The following is a 23,970-nucleotide window of genomic DNA, read 5'->3' as shown; positions in this document are numbered from 1 at the left end:
GATGGCATTGGCTCACTTTTTGATAAATTTAGAGCATGAAAAAAATGTTTTTTATCATATTACTGTTGTGCAGTGCAATGGGTTGGAGTCAGGACGCTTTCGCGAAAGCGGAATCATTATTCAACTCTGAGCAATATGAAGCCGCAAAGCCCATATATAAATCCTTACTGCAAGACAACAAAAAAGACCCCATAATATTGCGCAGACTAGGCGATATTGAATCACATGCTCAACGTTATAAAAAAGCATTTCCATACTATAAAAGATTATTAGATCTAGATGACTCTAATCCAGATTACCATTTTTTATATGGTGGTACATTAGGTTTGCACGCTAAAGAAAGTTCAAAACTTGAGGCGCTAGGTTATCTGGACGATATTAAATTTCATCTTAAAAAAGCGGCTAGCTTAGACCCTAATCATGTAGAGGCTAGATGGGCACTGGTGCAATTATATTGTGAGTTGCCTGGAATCGTAGGTGGATCCTTAAGAACCAGTCGTAAATATGCCGATGAGCTTTTAAAAATATCACCAGTAGATGGTCATCTAGCCCAAGGTTATATTGAAGAGTATGATAAAGAATATCGCGCTGCAGAGAAATGTTATAAAAAAGCCATAGAAATAGGTGGTTCTCTTACCACTTATAAAAAACTGGCCTCACTTTATGAGAAAAAGACTAAAGAGTATCTCAAGGCTTTGATCACATTACAGGATGCGTATGCAGCTCACAAAGAATCCAGTTTGTTAGAAGAAATCTCTAGACTTAAGAAAGATCATGATCTAGTAGGTGATTAAGCTCATAAAGCACTCCATTCCTTAGTCATTCCAGCCTTTTATTAGTAGCTTTACGTCTTATAAAGTTACTTATTATGCGCGTACATTTTATCGCAATAGGCGGCAGTGCCATGCACAATCTCGCTCTTGCGTTACATCATAAAGGTTACCAGGTTACTGGTAGTGACGATACCATTTTTGAACCTAGTAAATCCAGATTGGACAAATACGGTTTACTACCAGAACATATGGGATGGAATTCAGAGAACATTAATGCTGACCTAGATGCGGTCATTTTAGGCATGCATGCAAAAGCCGATAATCCTGAGTTATTGAAGGCTCAAGAACTATGTTTAAAAATATATAGCTATCCAGAGTATTTATATGAACAGTCTAAAAATAAAACACGTGTTGTTATAGGTGGTTCTCATGGAAAAACAACGATTACTTCTATGATACTGCACGTGATGCATTATCACGATCGTGAGGTAGATTATATGGTAGGTGCACAATTAGAAGGTTTTGAAACCATGGTGCATCTTACAGATGATAATGAATTTATGATTCTAGAAGGTGATGAGTATTTATCAAGTCCTATAGATCGTAGACCTAAATTTCATTTATACCAGCCTAATATTGCTCTGATCTCTGGAATTGCGTGGGATCACATTAATGTATTTCCAACTTGGGAAAATTACTTAAGTCAGTTTTCAGAATTTGTAGAATGTATGCGAGATGGAAGTATCCTTGTTTACAACGAGGACGACGAAGCCGTAAAAACGATTGCGGAGGCAGCGACCAAACCTACTCGCAAACACGCCTACTCTATTCCTGCTCATTCCATCATTAATGGAACGACTTACCTAGAAACACCAGAAGGTGATATGCCTATAGAGATTTTTGGAAAGCATAATCTTTCTAATCTCGCAGGTGCAAAATGGATTTGCCAGCACATGGGAATAGATGAAGATGATTTCTATGAGGCGATCGCTTCTTTTAAAGGCGCTTCAAAACGTTTAGAAAAAGTAGCTCAAAATGAGAACTGCGTGATTTATAAAGATTTTGCGCACTCACCAAGTAAAGTAGAAGCTACTACCAGAGCGGTTCATAATCAATATTCAGAACGCAAGCTTATCGCTTGTCTAGAACTACATACCTATTCTAGTTTGAATCCCGAATTTCTAGCTCAGTATAAAAACACACTCGATGCAGCAGATGTTGCTGTGGTGTTTTACAGTCCACATGCGGTGGAGATTAAGAAACTAGAACCTATTAGTGAGCAACAAATTTTTGAATCTTTTGATAGAGATGACCTTATCGTAAAAACAGATCCAACCGACTTTAAAAAATGGTTATTCAGTCAGGATTTTAATAACACAGCGGTTTTAATGATGAGCAGTGGTAATTATGGCGGATTGGACTTTGAGGAGTTAAAAAATGTATTATAACGCTTAAACTTTTAGCCTACAGTCAGTTGTGCCATTTATCGAACTCTACATGATCATTTAAATTGACTATGAGATTTGGTAGCATTGTCGTAAAAATCACAAAAAAGCAATAATGATTAAGAGTCTAATAGTTTATACGTTACTTTCTTTGTTGATTTTCTTCAGCATCTCATTTTTTACATTGTTTAATGATATTCACTCTCCATTAGGTGATATAGACTTAAGTCAAGAGTTTACTATTGGTTTTCCTTTTACTTACTATTACGAGTTCCGGTTAGATGACCATTCTATTCCTAACGCTGGTTGGAATTTAAAGAATCTATTGCTAGATTGTTGTTCAACTTGGTTAACGGTTGTATTCATGGCATTTTTATTCAAAAAGTATTTTAAAAAATGAACGAAGTTTTAAAAAACCTCATCGCTGCCGAATCTAAAGCAGCACAACTGTTTCAAGAAATAGAAAACAGAAGTATCATTGTGGCTGGTAAAACCGAAAAAGAAATAAACACTGAAGTATTTCAACTTGCCGATGAGCTATTTGGGATTAAAAAATACTGGCACAAACGCATCGTCAGAGCTGGAGCAAACACTTTACATCCCTATGACGAGAACCCAGCAGATTTACGAATTCAGGAAGATGACATTGTTTTTTTAGACTTCGGCCCGATACTGGAAGAATGGGAAGCAGACTACGGACGTACTTATGTGATAGGAACCGATCCACTGAAAATAAAATTAAAAAAAGACATAGAAACCGCCTGGCAAGAATGTAGAGATTACTACTTCTCACAAACTGATCTGACTGGTGCGGCTTTTTATGATTATTGCGTTCAAAAAGCGACGGAATATGGCTGGGAATTTGGTGGTCCTATCGCCGGTCATTTAATCGGTCATTTCCCGCATGAGAATCTAGAAAGCGAGAACAAACTCAATTATATCCATCCCGAGAATAATAAAAATCTTTTTGCACCCGATGGAAACGGTAATAAAAGAGAATGGATTCTAGAAATTCACTTTGTAGATAGAGCTAGAGAAATTGGTGGATTTTTTGAGCAATTGTTGGTTTAGAACGATGAATTTATAAAACCATCCTTGTTTTTAAGTTCAAATATGACTTTAATTTTCATTACTAGCAGATTCCGAAATAAATTCGGAATGACAGGTTCAACGGCTGCTCTTAAATATTTACCTTTGTAGCTTAATTCAAGGCTATTGGAAACTCAGTTTAAGTTAGAAGGCGATTTTACTTTAATAGATAATTTATCTACAAAATGGCAAGCGCCATCTAATATTGCGCTTGTAAAATATTGGGGTAAATATGGCATGCAGTTACCTGCAAATCCGTCGATAAGTTTTACCTTAAATGCTTGTAGAACCATTACTACAGTAACGGCTAGTAAAGGAACTCACGGTTTCAGCATTTCTTATGACGGCACTCCTAAACCTGAATTTGCTCCTAAAATTGAAGCTTATTTTAAACGCATTGCCGACTATTGTCCATGGATTGCAAACTATCATTTTGATATTGATACGCACAATACGTTTCCGCATAGTTCGGGAATTGCGAGTAGTGCCAGTAGTATGGCGGCGATGTCAGTTTGTATGATGGATTTTGAGAGCACGCTTACTGGTCAGGAAATGGATTTTCATAAAGCATCCTTTCTCGCTCGATTGGGATCTGGAAGTGCTTGTCGTAGCTTGAAAGGTAGCGCCGTGGTTTGGGGAACGCATGATGAGGTTGACGGCAGTTCACAATACTTCGGTATTGATAAAAGTGACTATCTACATCCTGTTTTTCAGGATTTTCAGGACACGATTTTACTGGTAGATAAAGGTGAAAAAGTGGTGAGTTCTACGGTAGGACACGAGTTGATGAATGGGCACGCTTTCGCGAAAGCGAGATTTGAACAAGCCCACGAGAACCTTTCCACTCTTAAAAAAGCGTTGCAGGAAGGTGATCTTGAGACTTTTATAAAAATTACTGAAAGTGAAGCACTCACATTACATGCTATGATGATGACCTCACATCCTTATTTTATATTAATGAAGCCCAAAACACTGTCGATTATCGAGGAAATATGGGCGTTCAGAAAAGAGACTGGCATACCTGTATGCTTTACACTAGATGCTGGTGCTAACGTGCACATGCTTTATCCACATGAAAATAATGAGGCTGTGCAAGGATTGATTAACAGCAAATTAGCGCAATATTGTCAAAATGGTCACTATATTTGTGATCAAGTAGGCACAGGTGCAAAAAAGTGCTAACTTTAACGCTATGAAAGGACCACTTTTTTATTCAAAGATTTTACTCTTCGGTGAGTATGGGATTATTAAAGATTCTAAAGGTCTTTCTATACCCTATAATTTTTATAAAGGCGCACTTCAGATAAGTGACCATCCTACCGAAGAACAAATTAAATCAAACGGCAATTTATCTCGTCTTACTAGTCATATTGAGCAGTTGATGAAAGAAGATAGTGATTTCCCAAGATTTGATGTTGAGACTTTAAAGGCAGATGTTGCTGCTGGAATGTATTTTGACTCTAGTATACCACAAGGTTATGGTGTGGGAAGTAGCGGTGCTCTTGTGGCATCTATCTATGATAAATATGCGATTGAAAAAATCACGGTTCTTGAGAATTTAACTCGAGAAAAACTGCTGATTTTAAAAGATATATTCGGAAAAATCGAATGCTTTTTCCATGGTAAAAGTTCAGGATTAGATCCTTTAAATTCTTACTTAAGTTTACCAATTCTTATTAATAGTAAAGAAGATATCGAGCCAGCTGGTATCCCATCACAATCGACTACTGGTAAAGGCGCTGTGTTTTTACTAGACTCTGGGATAGTAGGAGAAACAGCTCCAATGGTAAATATCTTTATGGAAAACATGAAGCAAGAAGGTTTCCGTAGTATGTTGAAAGATAAGTTTGTCAAATACACAGATATGTGTGTGGAAGATTTCTTGAGTGGCGATGTGAAAGGACTTTTTGGTAACGTAAAGAAATTGTCTCACGTCGTTCTCGATAATTTTAAACCTATGATTCCAGCACAATTCCACGGCTTATGGAAAAAAGGACTGGACACTGGTGATTACTACTTGAAGCTTTGTGGCTCTGGTGGTGGTGGCTATATCTTAGGATTTACAGAAGACTTAGAAAAAGCAGAACAAAGCTTGAAAGATTATAAACTGGAAGTGGTTTATAATTTTTAAAAACTCATTAAGACATATTGAAAAAGTCCCATCATTTTTTGATGGGACTTTTTTTTGTTTTAGTCTATTTTCTTTTTGACAAAGTAAAAGAATCCAATTCCTAGAATGTTTAAGACTAACATTATAAGAAAGATTATAAAACCTATTTTAGAATAATCATATTTCCATTCCGATTCTGTCCCAAAAAACTCTTTTTGATTCAAGTATATATTATATGAAAACAAAGTGGCGATTGAAATAATAATCAAACCTGTCAAAAGTGATTTTAAGATATAATTTTTCATTTAAATTATTTTGCAATTACCATTCACATCACGGCGCATAATCTATTCACAATAAACCTGTACACCTTATAAAGGTATAAAATTAATGCTTTTCTAAAATCTATATTGTAGAAAAGTCCTACTTATTTCTTTAATAATTTTTAATACTAAGGCATTATTTACTTTTCACATACCATTATCATTTAAAAAACAGAAACTGCTTAACTTAGTCCAGTGAATCAAGAGCAAACATATACCATGAGTACAAAGGCTAGTATAAAAACACTGGTCATAAAAGCATTGAGTCTTTTCTCTACGGTAAGACTTTATAACATCTCTATAATAGCGATAGCGCAATTACTAGCGGCTGTTTTTATTATCGCCCCAGAATTATCTGTTAAGGAGATTGTGCTGGATTATAAGTTGTGGTTGATTATTCTCGCTAGCGCCGCAGCTATAGCAGGTGGTTACATCATTAATAATTTTTACGACCGTGAAAAAGACCTTATTAATAGACCGCAAAAAACCATGCTAGAAAATCAAGTAAGTCGCTCTACCTTATGGACGGTTTATTTTACAGTTAATGCTGTTGCGTTTATCTTAGGACTTATTGTTTCGTGGCGAGCAGGACTCTTTTTTGCCGCTTATATTTTTGCCATGTGGCTCTACTCACATAAAATCAAACGAGTCCTTTTTGTTGGCAATCTTACCGCAGCCCTACTGGCTATTACTCCATTTTTTGTGCTATTCATGTATTACCGTAATTTATATCTAGTCGTATTTGTACATGGTAGTTTCTTATTTCTAATACTTGCGATGCGCGAGCTCATTAAAGATCTCGAAAACTTAAGAGGTGATCTCGCTCAAAATTACCATACCATACCAGTAGTACTAGGAGAAAAAGCAAGCAAGCGTTTTTACACCTTACTAACATTGCTTACTATTATACCCATTACAGCATTGATACTCTATTTTAATATAGGATATATGCGTTATTACTTTGCTTTAATAGGCGGTGCCTTACTAGTATGTTTACCATTATTATGGAGCTCGCGACGTAAAAGAGAATATCTGTTAATACATTTTATACTTAAAATAGTCATTGTAGGTGGCGTGCTTTCTATATTATTAATTGATTTGCCTGCCATCATAGAACGACTTCAAAATTTCTTTTAATGAAAAAAATACTGTCATTTATTTTTCTTTTGTCGGTCGTTCAGGTTTATGGTCAGGAGAAACTAGATTTAGGTGAAAAAGCTCCAGCTATTAACATATCAGAATGGATAGCAAATGTTCCTGAGAATAAAGATTTAGATAACAAATTTAAAGTGCTGGAGTTTTGGACAACTTGGTGTGGACCTTGCTTGGGTGCTGTTCCTCATATGAACGAACTTGTCAAAGAATTTGGAGATGAGATTCTATTTCTTTCTATCACTAATGAATCTTCAGAGAAAGTTAATCGCACTTTAAAAAGAATGGAATTCTTAAGTACAGTGGTTACTGATCAAACTTCATATACGCAACAAGAATACGGTGATGGAAAAAGTGAATACACTGTTCTACCTATGACAGTTCTTATTGATGATAAAAACATCATTAAATGGATAGGACAACCACAAATGCTTGATAGAGATATTTTAGAATCCTTATTAGACGGAAGTATTGAAGAGAGAAATGCCTTTAAAAATAGTGTAGAAGAAGAATATGATGACGTATTGGCTTTTGCTAAGAAAGTGAAAAGGCTGAAAGATTCGGGAATGAACTACTATCTTGAACTTAAAAAAGTTGAAAATAGCATGAATAATATAACCATGAATAGTAGCAGTTTATATATCAATTCAAATGCTAGCATAAAATCATTATTCAGTGAACTGTTAGGCACTTATCCACGTTTCATAGAAGTACCTGAGGAATATGAAACTCAACAGTTTGAAATTATATATAAGAATAAATATCCAAGTATCGATTTTGAAACTCATTTTTTAATTGACGCCACTAACAGATTGAACTTAAAATGGGAAAAAGAAGAAATTATCACTGAAGGATATCAATTATCTATAAAAGATAAATCTAAACTTGAAAAAACCTTAGATGACGCTGGTAATGGTAGATCCGATATTTTTAATGCTAGCATAAACAAAGTTACTGGCGTTAATTATACCAGTTACTCCTTAAAAGAATTAACTATTGATCTATCTAAAACGACCAGATATTTAATTAGTTATGAAAGTAATGATATTGACAAATATGATTTCACTATTGAAACTGGCTCGATAGCTGACATCAAAAAAAGTTTAGAATATTACGGTATAACGATTGAATTAGGTGACGTTAAATCAGTGAAAAATATTTTCACAAAACTCTAATTAGAAATAATGAAGAACCTCATCAACGTGGCACTTGCTCAAATCTCTCCAGTATGGCTAGATAAAAAAGCGACATTAGATAAAATACTTTACACGCTAGAAGAGGCTAAGAAGCAAGATGCTGAATTAGTTGTTTTTGGAGAAGGATTATTGCCTGGTTATCCTTTTTGGCTTGCGCTAACTGATGGTGCTACTTGGAATAAAAAAGAGGTGAAAGAACTGCACCGTCATTATGTGCTAAATAGTATTTCTATTGAAGATGGTGAATTGGATGCGGTATGCGCTTTCGCGAAAGCGAACTCCATAGCCATCTATTTAGGTATTATAGAAAGACCTGAAGATCGTGGTGGTCATAGTGTTTATGCGAGCATGGTTTACATCAATCAAAGTGGAAGTATAGAAAGTGTACACCGTAAATTACAACCTACTTATGATGAGCGACTCACCTGGTCGCCTGGTGATGGAAATGGTTTAGTGACACACAAACTCAAAGATTTTACCGTAAGCGGTTTGAATTGCTGGGAAAACTGGATGCCATTACCACGTGCGGCCATGTATGCGCAAGGAACGAATCTACATGTTGCTTGCTGGCCTGGTAGCGATCATAATACTAAAGACATTACTCGTTTTATAGCACGTGAAGGACGCACTTTTGTCCTATCTGTTTCAAGCATGATGTTTAAAGAAGACTTCCCAGCAAACACACCTCATCTAGAAGCTATTCTAGATAAATGTCCAGATGTGCTTGCTAATGGTGGCAGCTGCATCGCTGGTCCTGATGGTGAGTGGATCATAGAACCACAGATAGGAAAAGAAGAAATCATAACTGCTACTTTAGATTTTAATCGTGTATTGGAAGAGCGACAAAACTTTGACGCGGTAGGTCATTATTCACGACCTGATGTGACGCAATTACATATTAATAGAGAGCGACAATCTACAGTGAGATTTAAAGATTAATGAATAGATAAATCTTAAAAAACAACACTTTAAAGTGCTCGAGTAACTCCTCTAAATTATTCTTTTTGAGGAACTAAATACTTTAGAATTCTTTTTGCAACATCACATTTTTAAAAACTTATCTTTGCAAAAAATTTAATACCATGGGAAGAGGTAATGATGGAGCAAGAGGAAAAGGAACTGGCCGCCAAGGCGGCAGAGATTCTTCTAGCTCAAAAGGTGGCAACAGACGTAATGCTGGAAGCACAGACCATAGAGGAAAATCTCAAGCTAGAGGAAATGCACCTACCGGAAAACCAACAACTCGAGGTGGTAAAAATCAAGTAGTAGGAACATCACGCACAGGTAATCCAGTAACAAAGAAGGAATATATCATGCGTAAAAAATCTGAAGGCGCTAAGTCTAAGCCTGATGATGGAACAATACGATTGAATAAATATATTTCAAATTCTGGAATATGCAGTCGTCGCGATGCAGATATATACATTAAAGCTGGTAGTGTAACCGTAAACGGTAAACCTGTGTCTGAAATGGGTTATCGTGTTAAATTAACTGACGAAGTGAAATTTGACGGACAGAACATACAACCATATCAAAAGCAGTATTTACTACTTAATAAACCTAAAGGTTTTATTGCACCTCGCAAAGGAGAACGTGCTAGTAAAACTGTACTAGACCTAATGCAAAGTGCTGGTGTTGCTAATTTGCACTATGTAGGACGTCTAGGAAGACAGTCTGTAGGTTTAATGTTATTTACTAACGACTTAGAGATGGCTAACAAGCTCAACAATCCTAATCTAGAAATGCGTAAGATTTATCAAGTTGCCCTAGATCGTAGTTTTAAACACGAGGATTTAATGCAATTACGTAATGGAATCGCTATCAACGGCGAAGTCATTGATGTAAAAGAAATTAACTATGTAGAAGATGGACGTAACAATGAAATCGGAATTGAAATACATAGTGGAAAAGACAATATCGTTCAGGCCTTATTTGAGGCAGTTAAATATGAAATTAAAGTTTTAGATCGCGTTGTACTAGGTGGATTGACTAAAAAAGACCTTCCACGTGGTCACTACCGTTCTTTAACAGAGCAAGAAATCATCAATTTAAAGATGATATAAGCTACAATCACTTATAAACACTAGCGTTGTCTAAATTTTTAGGCAACGCTATTTTTTTTGCAATTATTTCAAAAAAAGGAATATTATTGTCCCTTCTTATCGCCATTCAATTTTAATATTTAGGTAATACACTTCTTTCTATTATTAATCTTTTATTGTTTAGCTTGTAGTTCACTTTAAACTACACTTAACCTATCGCTATTGAATACTAAATACATTGATCTCATTGATCAAACGTACTTCTTCCCGACGGAAGAGTTCAAACTAGAAGACAAAACTCTTCATTTTCACGACATCGATCTGATGGAACTGGTGGAAAAGTATGGATCTCCATTAAAATTCACCTACTTACCTAAGATCTCTGATAATATTCAGCGTGCACAGAAATGGTTTAATGACGCTTTCGCGAAAGCGGATTACAAAGCAAAATATCACTATTGCTATTGTACAAAAAGCTCACACTTTAAGCATGTACTGGATACGGCATTAAGCAATGATATACATCTAGAAACCAGCAGTGCTTTTGATATAGATATCATCAAAAAACTAAAAGCTGAAGGTAAAATTAAAGACGATACCTATATCATAAGCAATGGCTTTAAACGTGAAAAGTATATAGACAATATTGCAGACCTAATCAACTCTGGTCACAAGAATTGTATTCCTATCATTGACAACTATGAAGAACTGAACTTACTAACTAATGTTACTGATAAGAAGTTTAAAGTAGGAATACGCATTGCCAGTGAGGAAGAACCAAAGTTTGAATTTTATACCAGTCGTTTAGGCATAGGTTATAAAAACATTCTTTCTTTCTATAAAAATCAGATTCAGGAGAACCAACAGGTATCTCTTAAGATGCTTCACTTTTTCATTAATACCGGAATACGTGATAATGCATATTACTGGAATGAATTACACAAATGTCTCAAAGTATACATAAGCCTTAAGAAAATATGCCCTTCATTAGACAGTCTCAATATAGGTGGTGGTTTCCCGATTAAGAACTCACTTGCATTTGAATTTGACTATGAGTACATGATTAATGAGATTGTAACTCAAATAAAGCAGGTGTGTGATGAGGCAGATGTGGACGTACCACATATTTTTACAGAATTCGGTTCTTTTACAGTAGGTGAAAGTGGTGGTGCGATCTACAAAGTGTTGTATCAAAAACAACAAAACGATCGTGAAAAGTGGAATATGATTAACAGTTCATTTATCACAACTTTACCAGATTCGTGGGCAATAAGTAAACGTTTTATTATGCTAGCCTTAAACCGCTGGAATGAAGAATATGAACGTGTATTATTAGGTGGACTAACTTGCGATAGTGATGACTATTACAACAGCGAGCAAAACGTTAACGCTATCTATTTACCCAAATATCATAAAGATAAACCGCTTTACATAGGCTTTTTTAATACTGGAGCATATCAAGAAAGTATAGGTGGATATGGCGGTATACAACACTGTTTAATACCAGCACCTAAACATATTTTAATAGACCGCGATGAAAATGGCGCTATACAAACTAGAGTTTTTAAAGAGCAACAAAGCTCAGAACAAATGCTCGATATTTTAGGATATTAATATTTTTTATAAACCGATTAACTTTAAACAAATCTTTAATTTCAAGACATGAGCAATTCAAACTATGCAGGAATTCCAGATGAATATGCTGGATTAGATAATGCATCAATTGTTTTAATTCCAGTTCCTTATGATGGAACAAGCACCTGGCAAAAAGGCGCAGATAAAGGTCCAGAAGCCTTTCTAGACGCCAGTGCAAATATGGAATTATACGATATTGAAACGGATACAGAAGTGTATCATCATGGAGTCTTTCTTGCAGATGCTGTTACAGAAAACAGTTCGCCAGAAGCAATGGTAGATGCCGTTCACGCAACTACTAAAAAGTATATTAAGAAAAATAAGTTTGTAACCCTTTTCGGTGGAGAACACTCCATTTCTATAGGTAGTATACGTGCCTTTAATGAAATGTATGAGAACCTAAGTGTACTTCAAATTGATGCTCATGCAGACTTAAGAAAAGAATACGATGGTAGTTCTTGTAATCATGCTTGTGCCGTTTATGAAGCAAGTCAAAAAACAAACCTAGTTCAAGTAGGAATACGCTCTATGGATAGTATAGAAGTAGGTATTAATGATGACGATAAAATATTTTTGGCTCATGAAATGGTTCAAGATGACTACTGGCAAGAAAAAGCTACTGAAGCACTTACAGAAAATGTATTTATCACCATCGATTTAGATGCTTTTGACCCATCGATATGTCCATCTACTGGCACGCCTGAACCTGGTGGGCTTTTCTGGTATGAAACATTAGATTTCTTAAAAATGGTATTTACCGAGAAGAACGTGGTAGGTTTTGACATTGTTGAATTATGTCCTAATCCATCAGAGAAATCATCAGATTTTCTTGCTGCAAAATTGTATTATAAAATGCTGAGTTATAAATTTAAAGATATCGCTCTAGAAGGAGAAGATGGTTATGAAGCAAATAATGCTTTTACCAAATCTGGATTAAAAAAAATGAAAAACATAGAAGATTAATCTTCAAAAACATCATGGGAAAACCTATTACTGATTTTATAGAAAACTACTTCTTACATTTTAACAGCGCTGCACTAGTAGACGCTGCAAAAGGTTATGAAGCACAATTAAACCAAGGCTCTAAAATGCTGGTCTCACTTGCTGGAGCAATGAGTACTGCAGAGATTGGAAAGATCTTTGGCGAGATGATTCGTCAGGATAAGGTACATATCATTTCTTGTACAGGTGCAAACCTAGAAGAAGACTTGATGAATCTAGTAGCGCACAGCCATTATAAAAGAGTCCCTAACTATCGCGATTTAACACCGCAAGATGAATGGGATTTATTAGAAAAAGGATTGAATCGTGTTACAGATACTTGTATTCCAGAAGAAGAGGCTTTTAGAAGACTACAAGAACACATCGTGAAAATATGGAAAGATGCAGAGGCAAAAGGCGAGCGTTATTTCCCTCATGAATATATGTACAAACTACTTTTAAGTGGTGTCCTAGAACAGTATTATGAAATCCCTATTGAGAACTCATGGATGTATGCCGCTGCCAAAGCCAATTTACCAATCGTCGTTCCTGGATGGGAAGATAGTACCATGGGTAATATTTTTGCTAGTTATGTATTAAAAGGTGAGTTAAAAGCGAGCACTGTAAAAAGTGGTATCGAGTACATGACTTTCCTTGCAGACTGGTATACTGACAACTCACAGAAAGGAATCGGTTTCTTCCAGATAGGTGGTGGAATCGCAGGAGATTTCCCTATTTGTGTAGTGCCTATGTTGTATCAAGATATGGAACGTACCGACACACCGTTTTGGAGTTACTTCTGTCAGATATCTGATTCAACGACCAGTTATGGAAGTTATTCTGGAGCCGTACCTAATGAAAAAATTACTTGGGGAAAACTAGATCAAGACACACCTAAGTTTATAGTAGAAAGTGATGCAACTATTGTAGCGCCGCTGATCTTTGCTTATTTGTTAGAGATGTAAATTTTTAATTACGCTTTCGCGAAAGCGGAACTAGAATACAACCTGTAAGTTGCTCAACACATAGCGGTTTACAGGTTTTTTATGCTTAAAAAATTAACTTTTTAGGCGCTTAAAACAATTGAATTCCCATTACATTTAGATACAACTAAGACACTATGAGTGATATTAATATGAGTAAGATTGACAACTTAAATCTAGAGTTTTTACAGCTTAAAGATTATGAAGAGTTAAAGCACGCGATGATAGATTCTTATAGCAATCTACCAGATTCTTACTGGCGAGAAGAACAGATCAAAACGCTTATAAATAAATTTCCAGAAGGTCAAGTTGTCCTCAAAGTGAATGAAGAGATTGTAGCTTGTGCGCTTTCTATAGTGGTAAAGTATGACGATTTTAGTGGTCAGTACACTTATGAGCAAGTGACCGGAAATTACAAGTTCACCACGCACGATGATGATGGTGATGTACTTTATGGAATTGAGGTATTTATAAAACCACAATATCGTGGTATGCGATTAGGTCGTCGCTTATATGATTACCGTAAAGAGCTGTGTGAGAATTTGAATTTAAGAGGTATAGCCTTCGGTGGTCGTATTCCTAACTATCATAATCACGCGAGTGAAATGACACCTAAGGAATACATCGAAAAAGTGCGCAATAAAGAGATTACAGACTCTGTACTGAACTTTCAACTATCAAACGACTTCCATGTTTCTCGTGTTCTTAAAAACTATCTGGATGGCGATAAAGCCTCTATGGAGTTTGCCGTATTACTAGAATGGGATAATATTTACTATACAAAACCAGTTACAGAAACCACAGCATTAAAAAGCACGGTACGACTAGGTTTAATTCAGTGGCAAATGCGTCCTTACTCAGGCTTTGACGAGTTGATGCAACAGGTAGAATACTTTGTAGATGCTGTTGCAGCTTACAGATCTGATTTTGCTTTATTCCCTGAATATTTTAATGCGCCACTTATGGCTGCTTACAATAAGTTGAGTGTTAGTGATTCTATTAGAGAACTAGCAAAATATACCGAGATGATCAGAAACAAGTTTTCTGAATTATCCATTAAGTATAACATCAACATTATTACAGGTTCTATGCCTGAAATCATTGATGGACAATTGTATAATGTAGGGAATTTGTGCCGTCGAGATGGTACGATAGAACGTTATGAAAAAATACATGTCACACCAGATGAGCAAAAAGTATGGGGACTTCAAGGTGGAAGTAAGATCCAGACTTTTGACACCGATTGTGGTAAAATAGGAATCTTGATTTGCTATGACAGTGAATTCCCAGAATTGAGTCGTATTATGGCACAAGAAGGGATGCAAATTCTTTTTGTACCATTCTTGACAGATACACAAAATGCTTATGCTCGTGTACGCCTTTGCTCTCAAGCTAGAGCGGTAGAGAATGAATGTTATGTAGCTATCGCTGGTAGCGTAGGTAATTTACCGGCAGTTGAGAATATGGATATTTCTTATGCGCAAAGTGCTGTATTCACTCCTTGTGATTTTGCGTTCCCATCAAATGGAGTAAAGGCAGAGGCCACAGCAAACACAGAAATGATCTTGGTGGCAGATGTCGATCTAGATTTATTAAAAGAACTGCACAATTATGGCGCTGTAAAGAATTTAAAAGACCGAAGAACAGATTTGTATGAGGTGAGTAAAAAGTAAGGTTTGTCTAGAATTTCATTTGTAAAAGGATTTCTTATAACAATATAAGAAATCCTTTTTTTTATTTAATCATAGGTATAATACTTGGGTAGGTGATTTGCTTACCACGAAAGTTTAAAATAGCAAAAGCTATAGCCAAGATGGCATTTATTATCATCATTACAATTGGTATTAACATAATGCTCGTCATAACTTTAATACCAGGTACTCCTTGATTGAAAATAAGCACAAACCCAATGGCTGGAATTATTATCATAAAAATTAACCACCAAATTTGAAAATTTAATGTACGAGCTCCAATACGTTGTAGACCATTAATTTTATCTTTTTTAGTCATCCACAATATTAAAGGAATAAGAATACTTCCTACTCCAAAAAGAGTTCCTAGAATGATAGATAAATGAAATAAACCTAAAAACTGATGATCTTCATGCTTACCGTAATCAAGCAACTCTTCAATGTTAATATCAAGCGTTTCACAAATAAGCTGCAAGGTTTTACCACGAGGTTCATTTTCATTATTCTCGATACGTTGAATGGTTCGTAAACTGACTTGAGATTCTGTCGCAAGCTCCTCTTGAGACATGCCTTTTTTGAGACGTATTTCTTTGATTTTAGTCCCTACTGGATTCATCTGTTTCATGATTTAAAATTAGTGAAACAAATCTAAGAATGAAGTCATTTGAAGAACAAATTAGATCCTTGACTTGTTTACGTCACTCTTATGACAATCATGTCAAATCACTGATATACAAAGTTTTAATAACCTATTTTAATAAAGCCTCAAAAGTTAGCACATCTATTTTCCCATCTGGGAAAAGATTGTTTTTTGATTCAAAATTGGCCAGAGCTTCCATAGTAGCTTTTGCAAAAACACCATCTAGAGACATATCATAACCTTGTGCTATGAGTTTTTTCTGTATCTCAAAAATCAACACGTTTTTTGCTCCTATGCGTTGACTATTTTCCCAATGATTATTATAGAGTTTCTTCATTAAGTTCTTTTGTCCTATGGTTTTGATTTCTTCTGGACTACTGTGATTATTTTCAAAATCGATTATCTGTTGATTGTTCCATCCATTAGATTTATAACTTGCAGACTGCGCTAGTTTTTGCTCTAGATAAGTAACACGCGCTAATTTATGAGCATACTCTTCTACAGCAAGTGTTGTTTCTAAATCATCATCTTCTGGTAATCTTACATCTATATCATTTGCTGTCCATTGTAACTTAATAAAGCTATTTAAATCGGTAATAGCATCGTGATACATCATGACTACGTCTTGATTATGATATTCTTGATCGATTATCGTTTCTGTAGAGTAATGATATTCTGGAGCATGAAATCGATCCCAGTCTTTATAGAAATCATAGACGATAAATCCTAATATAATTATCAGGATTAAAATAATTAATTGCTTCATGACAGGTGGTTTAATGGTTAGTTATTTCCCCTTTACTTTCTGGTAGTATTGTTTTGGTTAAAAACAGTTCAAAAATAAATATAAATAACACTAAAATGTATTCAATAGCGATAAACCAGCTATTCTCAGTAAAACTTTCACTCGAGTAGGCCGAATAACTAAGAAAGATCGTAAAGCTCCATAGTAACATAAAACGATACTTAGTGAAAACAGAAAATAACAATGGTATGGTCAGGTACCATGGATGCACAGTAGTCGAGAGTATTAAGTAAGTGAAAAAAGAAAATACGACACTGGATAGAAGTATTTCAGGAAATTCATTCTTTCTTACAAAAGATATCCCTAAAATAATTACTAAGGTAATTACAGGTAAAATCTTTCCTACGGTTTGTATAATATTATAACCTGTTACTTGATAACCTATTGCCCTAATGATGTAATATACACTAGCATTAAATTCAAAATTACCAAACCACAATCCTACCGATGCCGAATATTTATCAATCAAGTCTTGAGAGAAAAAAGGAAGAAAGCCTAAAACAACAACAATTAAAACAGTGATGTAATAGATAAATGCTTTTTTAAATTTCAATTTTCTCAAAAGTAAAGGCAACACCATAACTGGTAATAATTTGAGCAATATACCATAACCCATAAAGAGAACGCTTTGCCAATGTTTATAGACGAGTAAGTAATAAACTGACGCTAATAAAAAGAATGCCATCATTCCTTCCCAGTGAAGATTACCTGTAAGTTCAATGATTATAAACGGATTCAAATAATATAGCGCTATTAACCACATGGGCTTACCTAGTAATCTTAGTAATTTAATGCCGTAGATGAAAATGGCAACATCTGCTAGGATAATTAATATGCGCATCCATATTATACTAGCTAGAATACTATCGCCACCCAACAATGCCGCGATTGCAAAGAACAATTGATTTAAAGGCGGATAATTTGTGTAATGTCCACTTGATAATTCGCCCATAGATGCATGCAAGAATGAAGCATTAGGGATATGGCTGGCTCCAGATTTAATGATATCATCTGGCAAGTACAAATAAGGGTTATTTCCATTTAACAATTGATGTCCGTCCCATATAAATCTAAAAAAATCTTGAGACAGATGTGGTGTATTGTCTATTAAAAGTAACCTTAAAATAAGTCCAATAAAAAATATACCGCCAATGAGCGATGCCCCATAAAACCACTTACCGAGAAAATCAGGAAACAGTTTTAAATTTTCTTGAGATCCTTTTTTAGATATATAACTATAACCCAGAAAAGCAACGAAGAGTAGTATATAAACAATGAGTAGGTTTGAAAAATCTTTTCGCGCAAGCGAGAAAAACCACCCATATAAAATTGCGCTAGTAATGGTTAAGATACCGAAGGCATTTGTTAACCTGCGTTCCATTATTGCTTATCTGTGATACTACGGAAAAACACAAAACCAAAACCTATAAATAGCATTAAGTGAAAAGGAAAGAGTCCAAAATCACCACCTTGATCACCAACGATAAATGCCGAGTACATTCCAAATCCAAAGTAGAGCATTAATATACCTTCTAATATCACGTTGCGACTTATTTTTTTCTTGAGGTATTTATTGGTTTTCCAATTGCCTCCTACCGCTGCGAGATTAAACTTAGGTGTACGCACAAACTCGCTACGTTTCCCTAAGTGACCTTCTATTACTGCTATTGAATTGTGCAGTGAAAAACCCATTGCGATTGAGAAAAAAGTGAAAAACATTCCTATATAGCTAATGAAGTTTTTAAAACCGCCACCATACGTGTTTTTGTACATATACCAATAACATATAAAAAATATGATAGTACTTATGACAAAAAAGCTCATCACAATAAAGTACACTCTTAAGTGAGCGTATTCATTCTTTATATAAAGCATCGGTATGCTAAGTAACCCAACAATCAATACGTTTAAAAACATGGTACTGTTTAATAAATGTAAGACACCATGCAGTTTTGTTTTAAAATCTATGTTTGAACTGCCTACGACACGTTTAAACATTTTTCTGAAATTTTCTGCACCACCTTTATTCCATCTAAACTGTTGTGAACGCGCTGCACTAATAACAATAGGAAGTTCTGCCGGTGTGGTAACATCTTCTAGGTATTTAAACTTCCAGTTTTTGAGCTGCGCTCTATAACTTAAGTCTAAATCTTCAGTAAGTGTATCGCCTTCCCAATTACCTGCATCGATGATGGTTTCTTTACGCCATATTCCTGCAGTTCCATTAAAGTTAATGAAGTGTCCTTTTGAATTGCGTCCTACTTGTTCTAAAGTAAAATGAGCATCTAAAGCAAAGGCTTGTATCTGTGTAAGAATAGAATAATCCCTATTTAAATGTCCCCAACGTGTTTGAACAACGCCTATTTCTGGGTCTTTAAAATGAATTACCGTTTTTTTCAGCCAATCTGTTTGTGGTAAAAAATCTGCATCAAAAATGGCTATAAGTTCTCCTTTTGCCTCTACTAAACCTTCTTTAAGTGCTCCTGCTTTAAAACCTACACGATTTTCTCTAGTAATATGAGTTATATCGATACCGGTAGCAGCTAGCTTTTCTACATGTGCTTTAGTAGTAACAACAGTTTCATCTGTAGAATCATCTAAAACCTGAATTTCTAACTTTTCATGAGGATAATCCAACAAGACGATGTTATCTAAAAGTCGCTCCATCACATAAGCCTCATTAAAAACAGGCAACTGTATGGTTACATAAGGAATCTCTGCAGGGTTATCTAGGTTAAAGGTAGGTCCGTCGACTGTGTTTTTGCGAGCTGCCAGATAATTAAATAGTAAATTGAGTTGAGCAAATGCATAGAACAAAATCATCACAAGTGATGTTGAGTAAATTATGATGCAAATCCATTCTAAAATCATTTTTTAAAGCCGTATTTAAATATCCAAGTTAATATTTTAACGCCTGCAAATATAGCACCTTTAACAGTACCCGAAACCTTAGAAACACCTATTCTATTGCGGTATTTCATAGGTTTTTCAACATAAGAATATTTTTTACGCAATGCTTTCAATTGCATCTCTACAGTCCAACCATAGGTTTTATCCTCCATTTCGAGAGCTAATAATTTTTCATATTTAATGGCGCGGAAAGGACCTAAATCTGTAAAACGAGATCTAAAAAGTATCGACATAAGTGTGGTTGCTAGCCAATTACCAAAGATTTGTGGCGCAGTCATAGAGCCTTTTTCACGCAATGATTTTACACGAGCGCCTATGACAAAATCAATATTTTCATCAATAATAGGCTGCACTAACTCTAATAATTGTTCTGGATAATCGCTATAGTCACCATCCAAAAAAACAATAATATCTGTGGTATCGCTTAATTGAGACACATATTCCATACCCTTTAAACAGGCATATCCATAGCCTCGTTGTAGTTCTTCTAGAACTGTGGCACCAGCTTTTTGTGCATTTACAATAGTGTCATCACTAGAATTATTGCTTACTACAATAACTTCAGTAACTAATGAAGGTATATCTTTAATGACCAGCGGTATAGAGTCTGCTTCATTATAGGCAGGTATAATTACTCTAATGATAGGATTAGTGGATTGCAATAGGGAATTTTAAAGGTGGAAAGTTAAGAAATATCAGACTTACATGGCATTGCTTAACGCAAATCGCTCATAGAAAATCCTGGGTGGTCTCTTTTAAATTTGAAATAACTGGTCCAAGCTCCTATCTTCTTACTACTCTCATATTCTTCTACCATAGATAGAGATGATTTTTTATAATAAAGAGCATACCCATGCTGGAGACCTTTTTTAAATTGTTTTTTAATAGTACGGTATCCTTTTTTATTATGACAGGTCCACCAATCTGTTTTCAGATCGTTGGTATAATGTCCTTCAGAACTAATTAAACCGGACTTATACTCGTGCCAATAACCCGTTTTTTGATTGTTAATATAGTGGCCTGAAAAGGATAGATGTTGTTGCTTATCATAAAATTTCCAATATCCATCTTTGGCACCATTCAACATCCAGCCTTCACTGACTAGGTTTCCGTTATTGTCAACTTGCTTTACATACTCTTTTTGCATAGGTACAAAAGGCAATAATGTACTGATGCACAGCATGACTGTTATTAAAAACTTCATCGATTAATTACTTTGGTTGCAGCAAAGTAATCTGTTCTAAATCACAAAGTGTTCACAGAATCTTAAAAGGTTCTTCACGCGGGAATGATGTTATATGGAAAAGGAAATATTTACCAGTTGTTCAAACAATATGATTAAATACGCTTTCGCGAAAGCGTCATAAAACAAACCTTTTTATTCTCTATTTGGATCCTTACCACCAAATTTTGAGAATTTATAAGTGAAGCTAAGCATGAAATACTGGCGTAACACTAAGCTACTGGAATCTGAAATAAAATCTTGTGAAATGGTACGACGTGTGTCTATGACCTGATTTAAAATATCATAAGCTTTAAGTTTTACAACAGCTTTATCTTTTGCAAACTTATATCCCAGACTACCTATAAGTACAAAGGAATCGTTATCAAACTCTTCTGTCACATTACCAAAGACATTATACTCGCCTCGCAATCCCATGATCAAACTCTTAGGCCAGAAAGTCGTTAAATCTATCGCGGCGGTATGGTTGGTAAAGCTTTGATCATCGATATTGTCTAGTGAAAACTTACTAGAATTAAAACTTATATTGTACTCTGTTTCTAACTCAAAAATGTCATCAATGCTATATTCAAAACTTACGTTAGGAGAAAGATTTACATTATTAGTTTCAAAAGAAACACCGTTAGTAAAACCTTTATTTAAAGACAGGTTTGCGTCTAATCCAAGTGACACATCAATAGAACGCTCGTCTTTTTTAAACTGCATGCTATAACCAGAGTACAAATAACCGTTATAAGTGCCATCTACATTTGTATAAGTGGTAGTCCTAACTAAATTATCATCAGTTGTTGTTGTGGCTGCGACTTGATTATTTGTGTATGTAAATCCTGCGCCAGAATAAATACCTTTTCCTTCTTCCCAGTTATAATTATTGAAATTCAAATAAATATTATGAGTATTAGTAGCTTCTAGATCTGGATTACCTTTTATAATGTTTTGAGGATTAGTACTATCTTCTACAGGTTGTAATTGATTAACACTAGGCACATTAATATTATTACTATAATTGAAATAAATCCTACCGAATTTACCAAACTGCTTACTTAAATATGCTCTGATGTAAGGATTAGAAAAAGAACGATCAAAAGAACTGTCTAGCGCAACATTGTCCGTATTTAAAGTTTGATATAAAAGTCCCGCCGTGATTTCCCATCTCGTTTTATCTTTGTTATATGATAACCCTACGCTAGGTCTTTGTTGCGTATTATCAGTTTCAAAATCATTACTTAATGCATCATTAAAAATAGTGGCTTCTCCTGTGACCATATCTCTATCAAAGACATTACGACTTTGCTCTTGCTTATTTGCAGACACACGATAAGAAATATTTAGTCTATAATCATCACTCAAGGATTTGCGCCATGTAGGTGTTATAGAAAAGTTAGTTCCTTTACTTTCTTGATTAATGATTTGATTTTGAATCTCAGTTTCATCAATAACACCATTATCTGAAATGACGCGTTCAGAAAAGAAGTCATTTATAGATTCTGAATCATTGACATTTATTGTCGTAAAAAGAGATATGGAATTTCCTTTCTTCTTAAACCTGCGACTGAAGTACAAATTTGCACCAGCAGTGTAATTATCTGAATTTGAATTATTAGATGTTTCTATGTCAATTTCTTGACCAGTATCATCTTGAGTATTTGAGATACGATTACTCAAGCTATTATTAGAGCTTTGATTATAACTAGGTTCAATACTGATGGTGGTTAAAGTATCCAATTTTACTTCAACTCTCGTATTGATCCTATGAGAGTCTCCCATACTTCTACCTCTAGAAGAAGATGTTGTCGTGAATTCTCGATCTGGCAAAAAAGTAGTCGTTCTATTATTGGTTTGTGTTTCTGTATCGTTATTCCCATAAAAGTAGCTACCAGTGAGTTCTACTTTTTCATCCCAATCATTTGCAAGACTTAATCCCGCTGATCTACTAGAAGTAATACCACCAGAACCACCGAAACTAATTCCGTTGATACCAAAACTTCCATTTGAATTACGTGAAATAGAGTATGCGCTGTTTCCCATGGCATCATAGATTTCATCAAAAGAAAAGCCTGGACTATTAATATTGTTACTACTACCTAAAACACTAACTCTAAAAGAGTCCTTAAAATAATTTACTATACCACTCATAGAGTATCGATCATCAGTACCGGCACCAGCGGTTAATCTTGAGAACCATCCTCTATTTTTATCTTCATCAATGGTGATGTTTATCTCACTCGCATTTGCATCTCCAGCCTCACCATTTGCTTTTTGTTCCTCAGTTTTTGATTCTGTAACCTGTATTTTATCTATGATTTCTTTAGGCAAGTTCTTTAATGCTACTTGAGGATCATCACCAAAAAACTCTTTACCGTTCACTAAAATTTTAGTAACCTCTTTACCGTTTACCGTAATTTTACCATCCTTATCAATCTCTACACCTGGTAATTCTTTAATAACATCTTCTAGATTTGCATCTGCTTTTGTATTAAATGATTTGGCATTAAACTCTAATGTATCTTGTTTTACAGTTACGGGCGCTTTACGTGCATTAACCACAATTCCTTCTAGAAACTCAACATCACTAGATAAATTAATAGTCCCTAGATCAATGATTGTCCCATTTTCAAACGTGATTATCTTATTATATTCTTTATAACCTGTAAATGATGTAAAAAAGTTGAATTCTTTAACCGCAGTATTTCCTACTAGTTTAAAAAATCCATTTTCATCAGTAATGGAGTATGATATTAAAGTTGAGTCTATCTTACTCTCTAGAAATACCGTGGCACTTTGTAATAATTCTTGATTTGTAGAATCCTTCACAATTCCTTTAATTTCAAACCTTTGTGCATGCACAAAAGCCATAGCAAGAATTGCTATTGCGGTTAAAATCAGTCTTTTCATAGTTTAGTTAGCTAGTGGGATGAAATTACTTACATCTTAAAAGTCAAACGTTAATGT

General features: G+C 35.0%; 21 protein-coding genes. 14 read left to right on the top strand and 7 right to left on the bottom strand.

The features are described from left to right. Positions 1-35: 35 nt before the first annotated feature. The 14 genes from ACJJVI_RS07755 (at position 36) to ACJJVI_RS07690 (ending at position 15,402) form a co-directional block, all read left to right on the top strand. Positions 36-794 carry a tetratricopeptide repeat protein gene (locus ACJJVI_RS07755; RefSeq protein ID WP_317290748.1) on the top strand — a complete coding sequence of 253 codons (759 nt, stop codon included), beginning with the start codon at positions 36-38 and terminating at the stop codon, positions 792-794. A gap of 74 nt (positions 795-868) precedes the next feature. Continuing rightward, entirely contained in the window at positions 869-2,221 is a 1,353-nt protein-coding gene (murC, locus tag ACJJVI_RS07750) for a UDP-N-acetylmuramate--L-alanine ligase (protein WP_405351305.1), read from the top strand. A 112-nt stretch (positions 2,222-2,333) separates the two neighbouring features. Continuing rightward, positions 2,334-2,618 carry a hypothetical protein gene (locus tag ACJJVI_RS07745; RefSeq protein ID WP_405351303.1) on the top strand — a complete coding sequence of 95 codons (285 nt, stop codon included), beginning with the start codon at positions 2,334-2,336 and terminating at the stop codon, positions 2,616-2,618. Beyond that, the gene (locus tag ACJJVI_RS07740) at positions 2,615-3,289 is read left to right on the top strand and encodes a M24 family metallopeptidase (RefSeq protein WP_405351301.1); all 675 of its coding nucleotides are present in this window, start codon (positions 2,615-2,617) and stop codon (positions 3,287-3,289) included. Before ACJJVI_RS07745 ends, ACJJVI_RS07740 begins: the two co-directional genes overlap by 4 nt. 144 nt (positions 3,290-3,433) lie before the next feature. Beyond that, complete coding sequence (locus ACJJVI_RS07735; protein ID WP_405351299.1) at positions 3,434-4,489, top strand: diphosphomevalonate/mevalonate 3,5-bisphosphate decarboxylase family protein; 1,056 nt, start codon at positions 3,434-3,436, stop codon at positions 4,487-4,489. Between the two features lie 10 nt (positions 4,490-4,499). Then, the gene (locus ACJJVI_RS07730) at positions 4,500-5,438 is read left to right on the top strand and encodes a mevalonate kinase (protein ID WP_405351297.1); all 939 of its coding nucleotides are present in this window, start codon (positions 4,500-4,502) and stop codon (positions 5,436-5,438) included. 497 nt (positions 5,439-5,935) lie between these two features. After that, positions 5,936-6,877 (top strand): geranylgeranylglycerol-phosphate geranylgeranyltransferase, encoded by a 942-nt coding sequence (locus ACJJVI_RS07725; protein ID WP_348021865.1) that lies wholly within the window; start codon positions 5,936-5,938, stop codon positions 6,875-6,877. Next, positions 6,877-8,067, top strand: coding sequence for a TlpA family protein disulfide reductase (locus tag ACJJVI_RS07720; RefSeq protein WP_405351296.1), 1,191 nt, complete (start codon positions 6,877-6,879; stop codon positions 8,065-8,067). Before ACJJVI_RS07725 ends, ACJJVI_RS07720 begins: the two co-directional genes overlap by 1 nt. A gap of 9 nt (positions 8,068-8,076) precedes the next feature. Beyond that, on the top strand, positions 8,077-9,027 hold the full coding sequence (locus tag ACJJVI_RS07715) for a carbon-nitrogen hydrolase family protein (RefSeq protein ID WP_405351294.1): 951 nt from the start codon (positions 8,077-8,079) through the stop codon (positions 9,025-9,027). A 143-nt stretch (positions 9,028-9,170) separates the two neighbouring features. Next, positions 9,171-10,151, top strand: coding sequence for a pseudouridine synthase (locus tag ACJJVI_RS07710; protein ID WP_042245773.1), 981 nt, complete (start codon positions 9,171-9,173; stop codon positions 10,149-10,151). Positions 10,152-10,352: 201 nt separating this feature from the next. Beyond that, positions 10,353-11,744, top strand: a complete 1,392-nt coding sequence (locus ACJJVI_RS07705; protein ID WP_042296037.1) for a decarboxylase — start codon at positions 10,353-10,355, stop codon at positions 11,742-11,744. Between the two features lie 48 nt (positions 11,745-11,792). Next, entirely contained in the window at positions 11,793-12,728 is a 936-nt protein-coding gene (gene speB, locus ACJJVI_RS07700; protein ID WP_397303068.1) for an agmatinase, read from the top strand. 14 nt (positions 12,729-12,742) lie between these two features. Then, positions 12,743-13,711 carry a deoxyhypusine synthase family protein gene (locus ACJJVI_RS07695; protein WP_036582440.1) on the top strand — a complete coding sequence of 323 codons (969 nt, stop codon included), beginning with the start codon at positions 12,743-12,745 and terminating at the stop codon, positions 13,709-13,711. 155 nt (positions 13,712-13,866) lie between these two features. Then, positions 13,867-15,402, top strand: a complete 1,536-nt coding sequence (locus tag ACJJVI_RS07690; RefSeq protein ID WP_348021868.1) for a bifunctional GNAT family N-acetyltransferase/carbon-nitrogen hydrolase family protein — start codon at positions 13,867-13,869, stop codon at positions 15,400-15,402. Between the two features lie 61 nt (positions 15,403-15,463). Here the strand turns inward: ACJJVI_RS07690 and ACJJVI_RS07685 are convergent, their stop codons facing one another. The 7 genes from ACJJVI_RS07685 to ACJJVI_RS07655 all read right to left on the bottom strand — a co-directional run bounded on the left by ACJJVI_RS07685 (position 15,464) and on the right by ACJJVI_RS07655 (position 23,913). Continuing rightward, positions 15,464-16,045: a helix-turn-helix domain-containing protein gene (locus ACJJVI_RS07685; protein ID WP_081957833.1), complete on the bottom strand. Its 582-nt coding sequence runs from the start codon at positions 16,043-16,045 to the stop codon at positions 15,464-15,466. Positions 16,046-16,169: 124 nt separating this feature from the next. Next, positions 16,170-16,826 (bottom strand): peptidoglycan-binding protein, encoded by a 657-nt coding sequence (locus ACJJVI_RS07680; RefSeq protein WP_036582444.1) that lies wholly within the window; start codon positions 16,824-16,826, stop codon positions 16,170-16,172. Between the two features lie 10 nt (positions 16,827-16,836). Next, positions 16,837-18,246 (bottom strand): glycosyltransferase 87 family protein, encoded by a 1,410-nt coding sequence (locus ACJJVI_RS07675; protein ID WP_405351290.1) that lies wholly within the window; start codon positions 18,244-18,246, stop codon positions 16,837-16,839. Continuing rightward, entirely contained in the window at positions 18,246-19,736 is a 1,491-nt protein-coding gene (locus tag ACJJVI_RS07670) for a glycosyltransferase family 2 protein (protein ID WP_317290733.1), read from the bottom strand. The genes ACJJVI_RS07675 and ACJJVI_RS07670 overlap by 1 nt, the downstream gene beginning before the upstream one ends. Beyond that, entirely contained in the window at positions 19,733-20,437 is a 705-nt protein-coding gene (locus ACJJVI_RS07665; protein ID WP_036582453.1) for a glycosyltransferase family 2 protein, read from the bottom strand. Before ACJJVI_RS07665 ends, ACJJVI_RS07670 begins: the two co-directional genes overlap by 4 nt. Positions 20,438-20,490: 53 nt before the next feature. Then, on the bottom strand, positions 20,491-20,979 hold the full coding sequence (locus ACJJVI_RS07660; RefSeq protein WP_317290731.1) for a hypothetical protein: 489 nt from the start codon (positions 20,977-20,979) through the stop codon (positions 20,491-20,493). A 174-nt stretch (positions 20,980-21,153) separates the two neighbouring features. Beyond that, a complete protein-coding gene (locus tag ACJJVI_RS07655) occupies positions 21,154-23,913 on the bottom strand; it encodes an outer membrane beta-barrel protein (protein WP_405351287.1) in 2,760 nt (919 codons plus the stop codon). Between the last annotated feature and the right edge of the window lie 57 nt (positions 23,914-23,970).

This window comes from Nonlabens sp. Asnod3-H03 (assembly GCF_045063665.1).
In the GTDB taxonomy this organism is placed as follows: Bacteria; Bacteroidota; Bacteroidia; order Flavobacteriales; family Flavobacteriaceae; genus Nonlabens; species Nonlabens ulvanivorans.
Note: the sequence above shows the minus strand (reverse complement) of the source record. Positions and strands in the feature narration are given on the sequence as shown.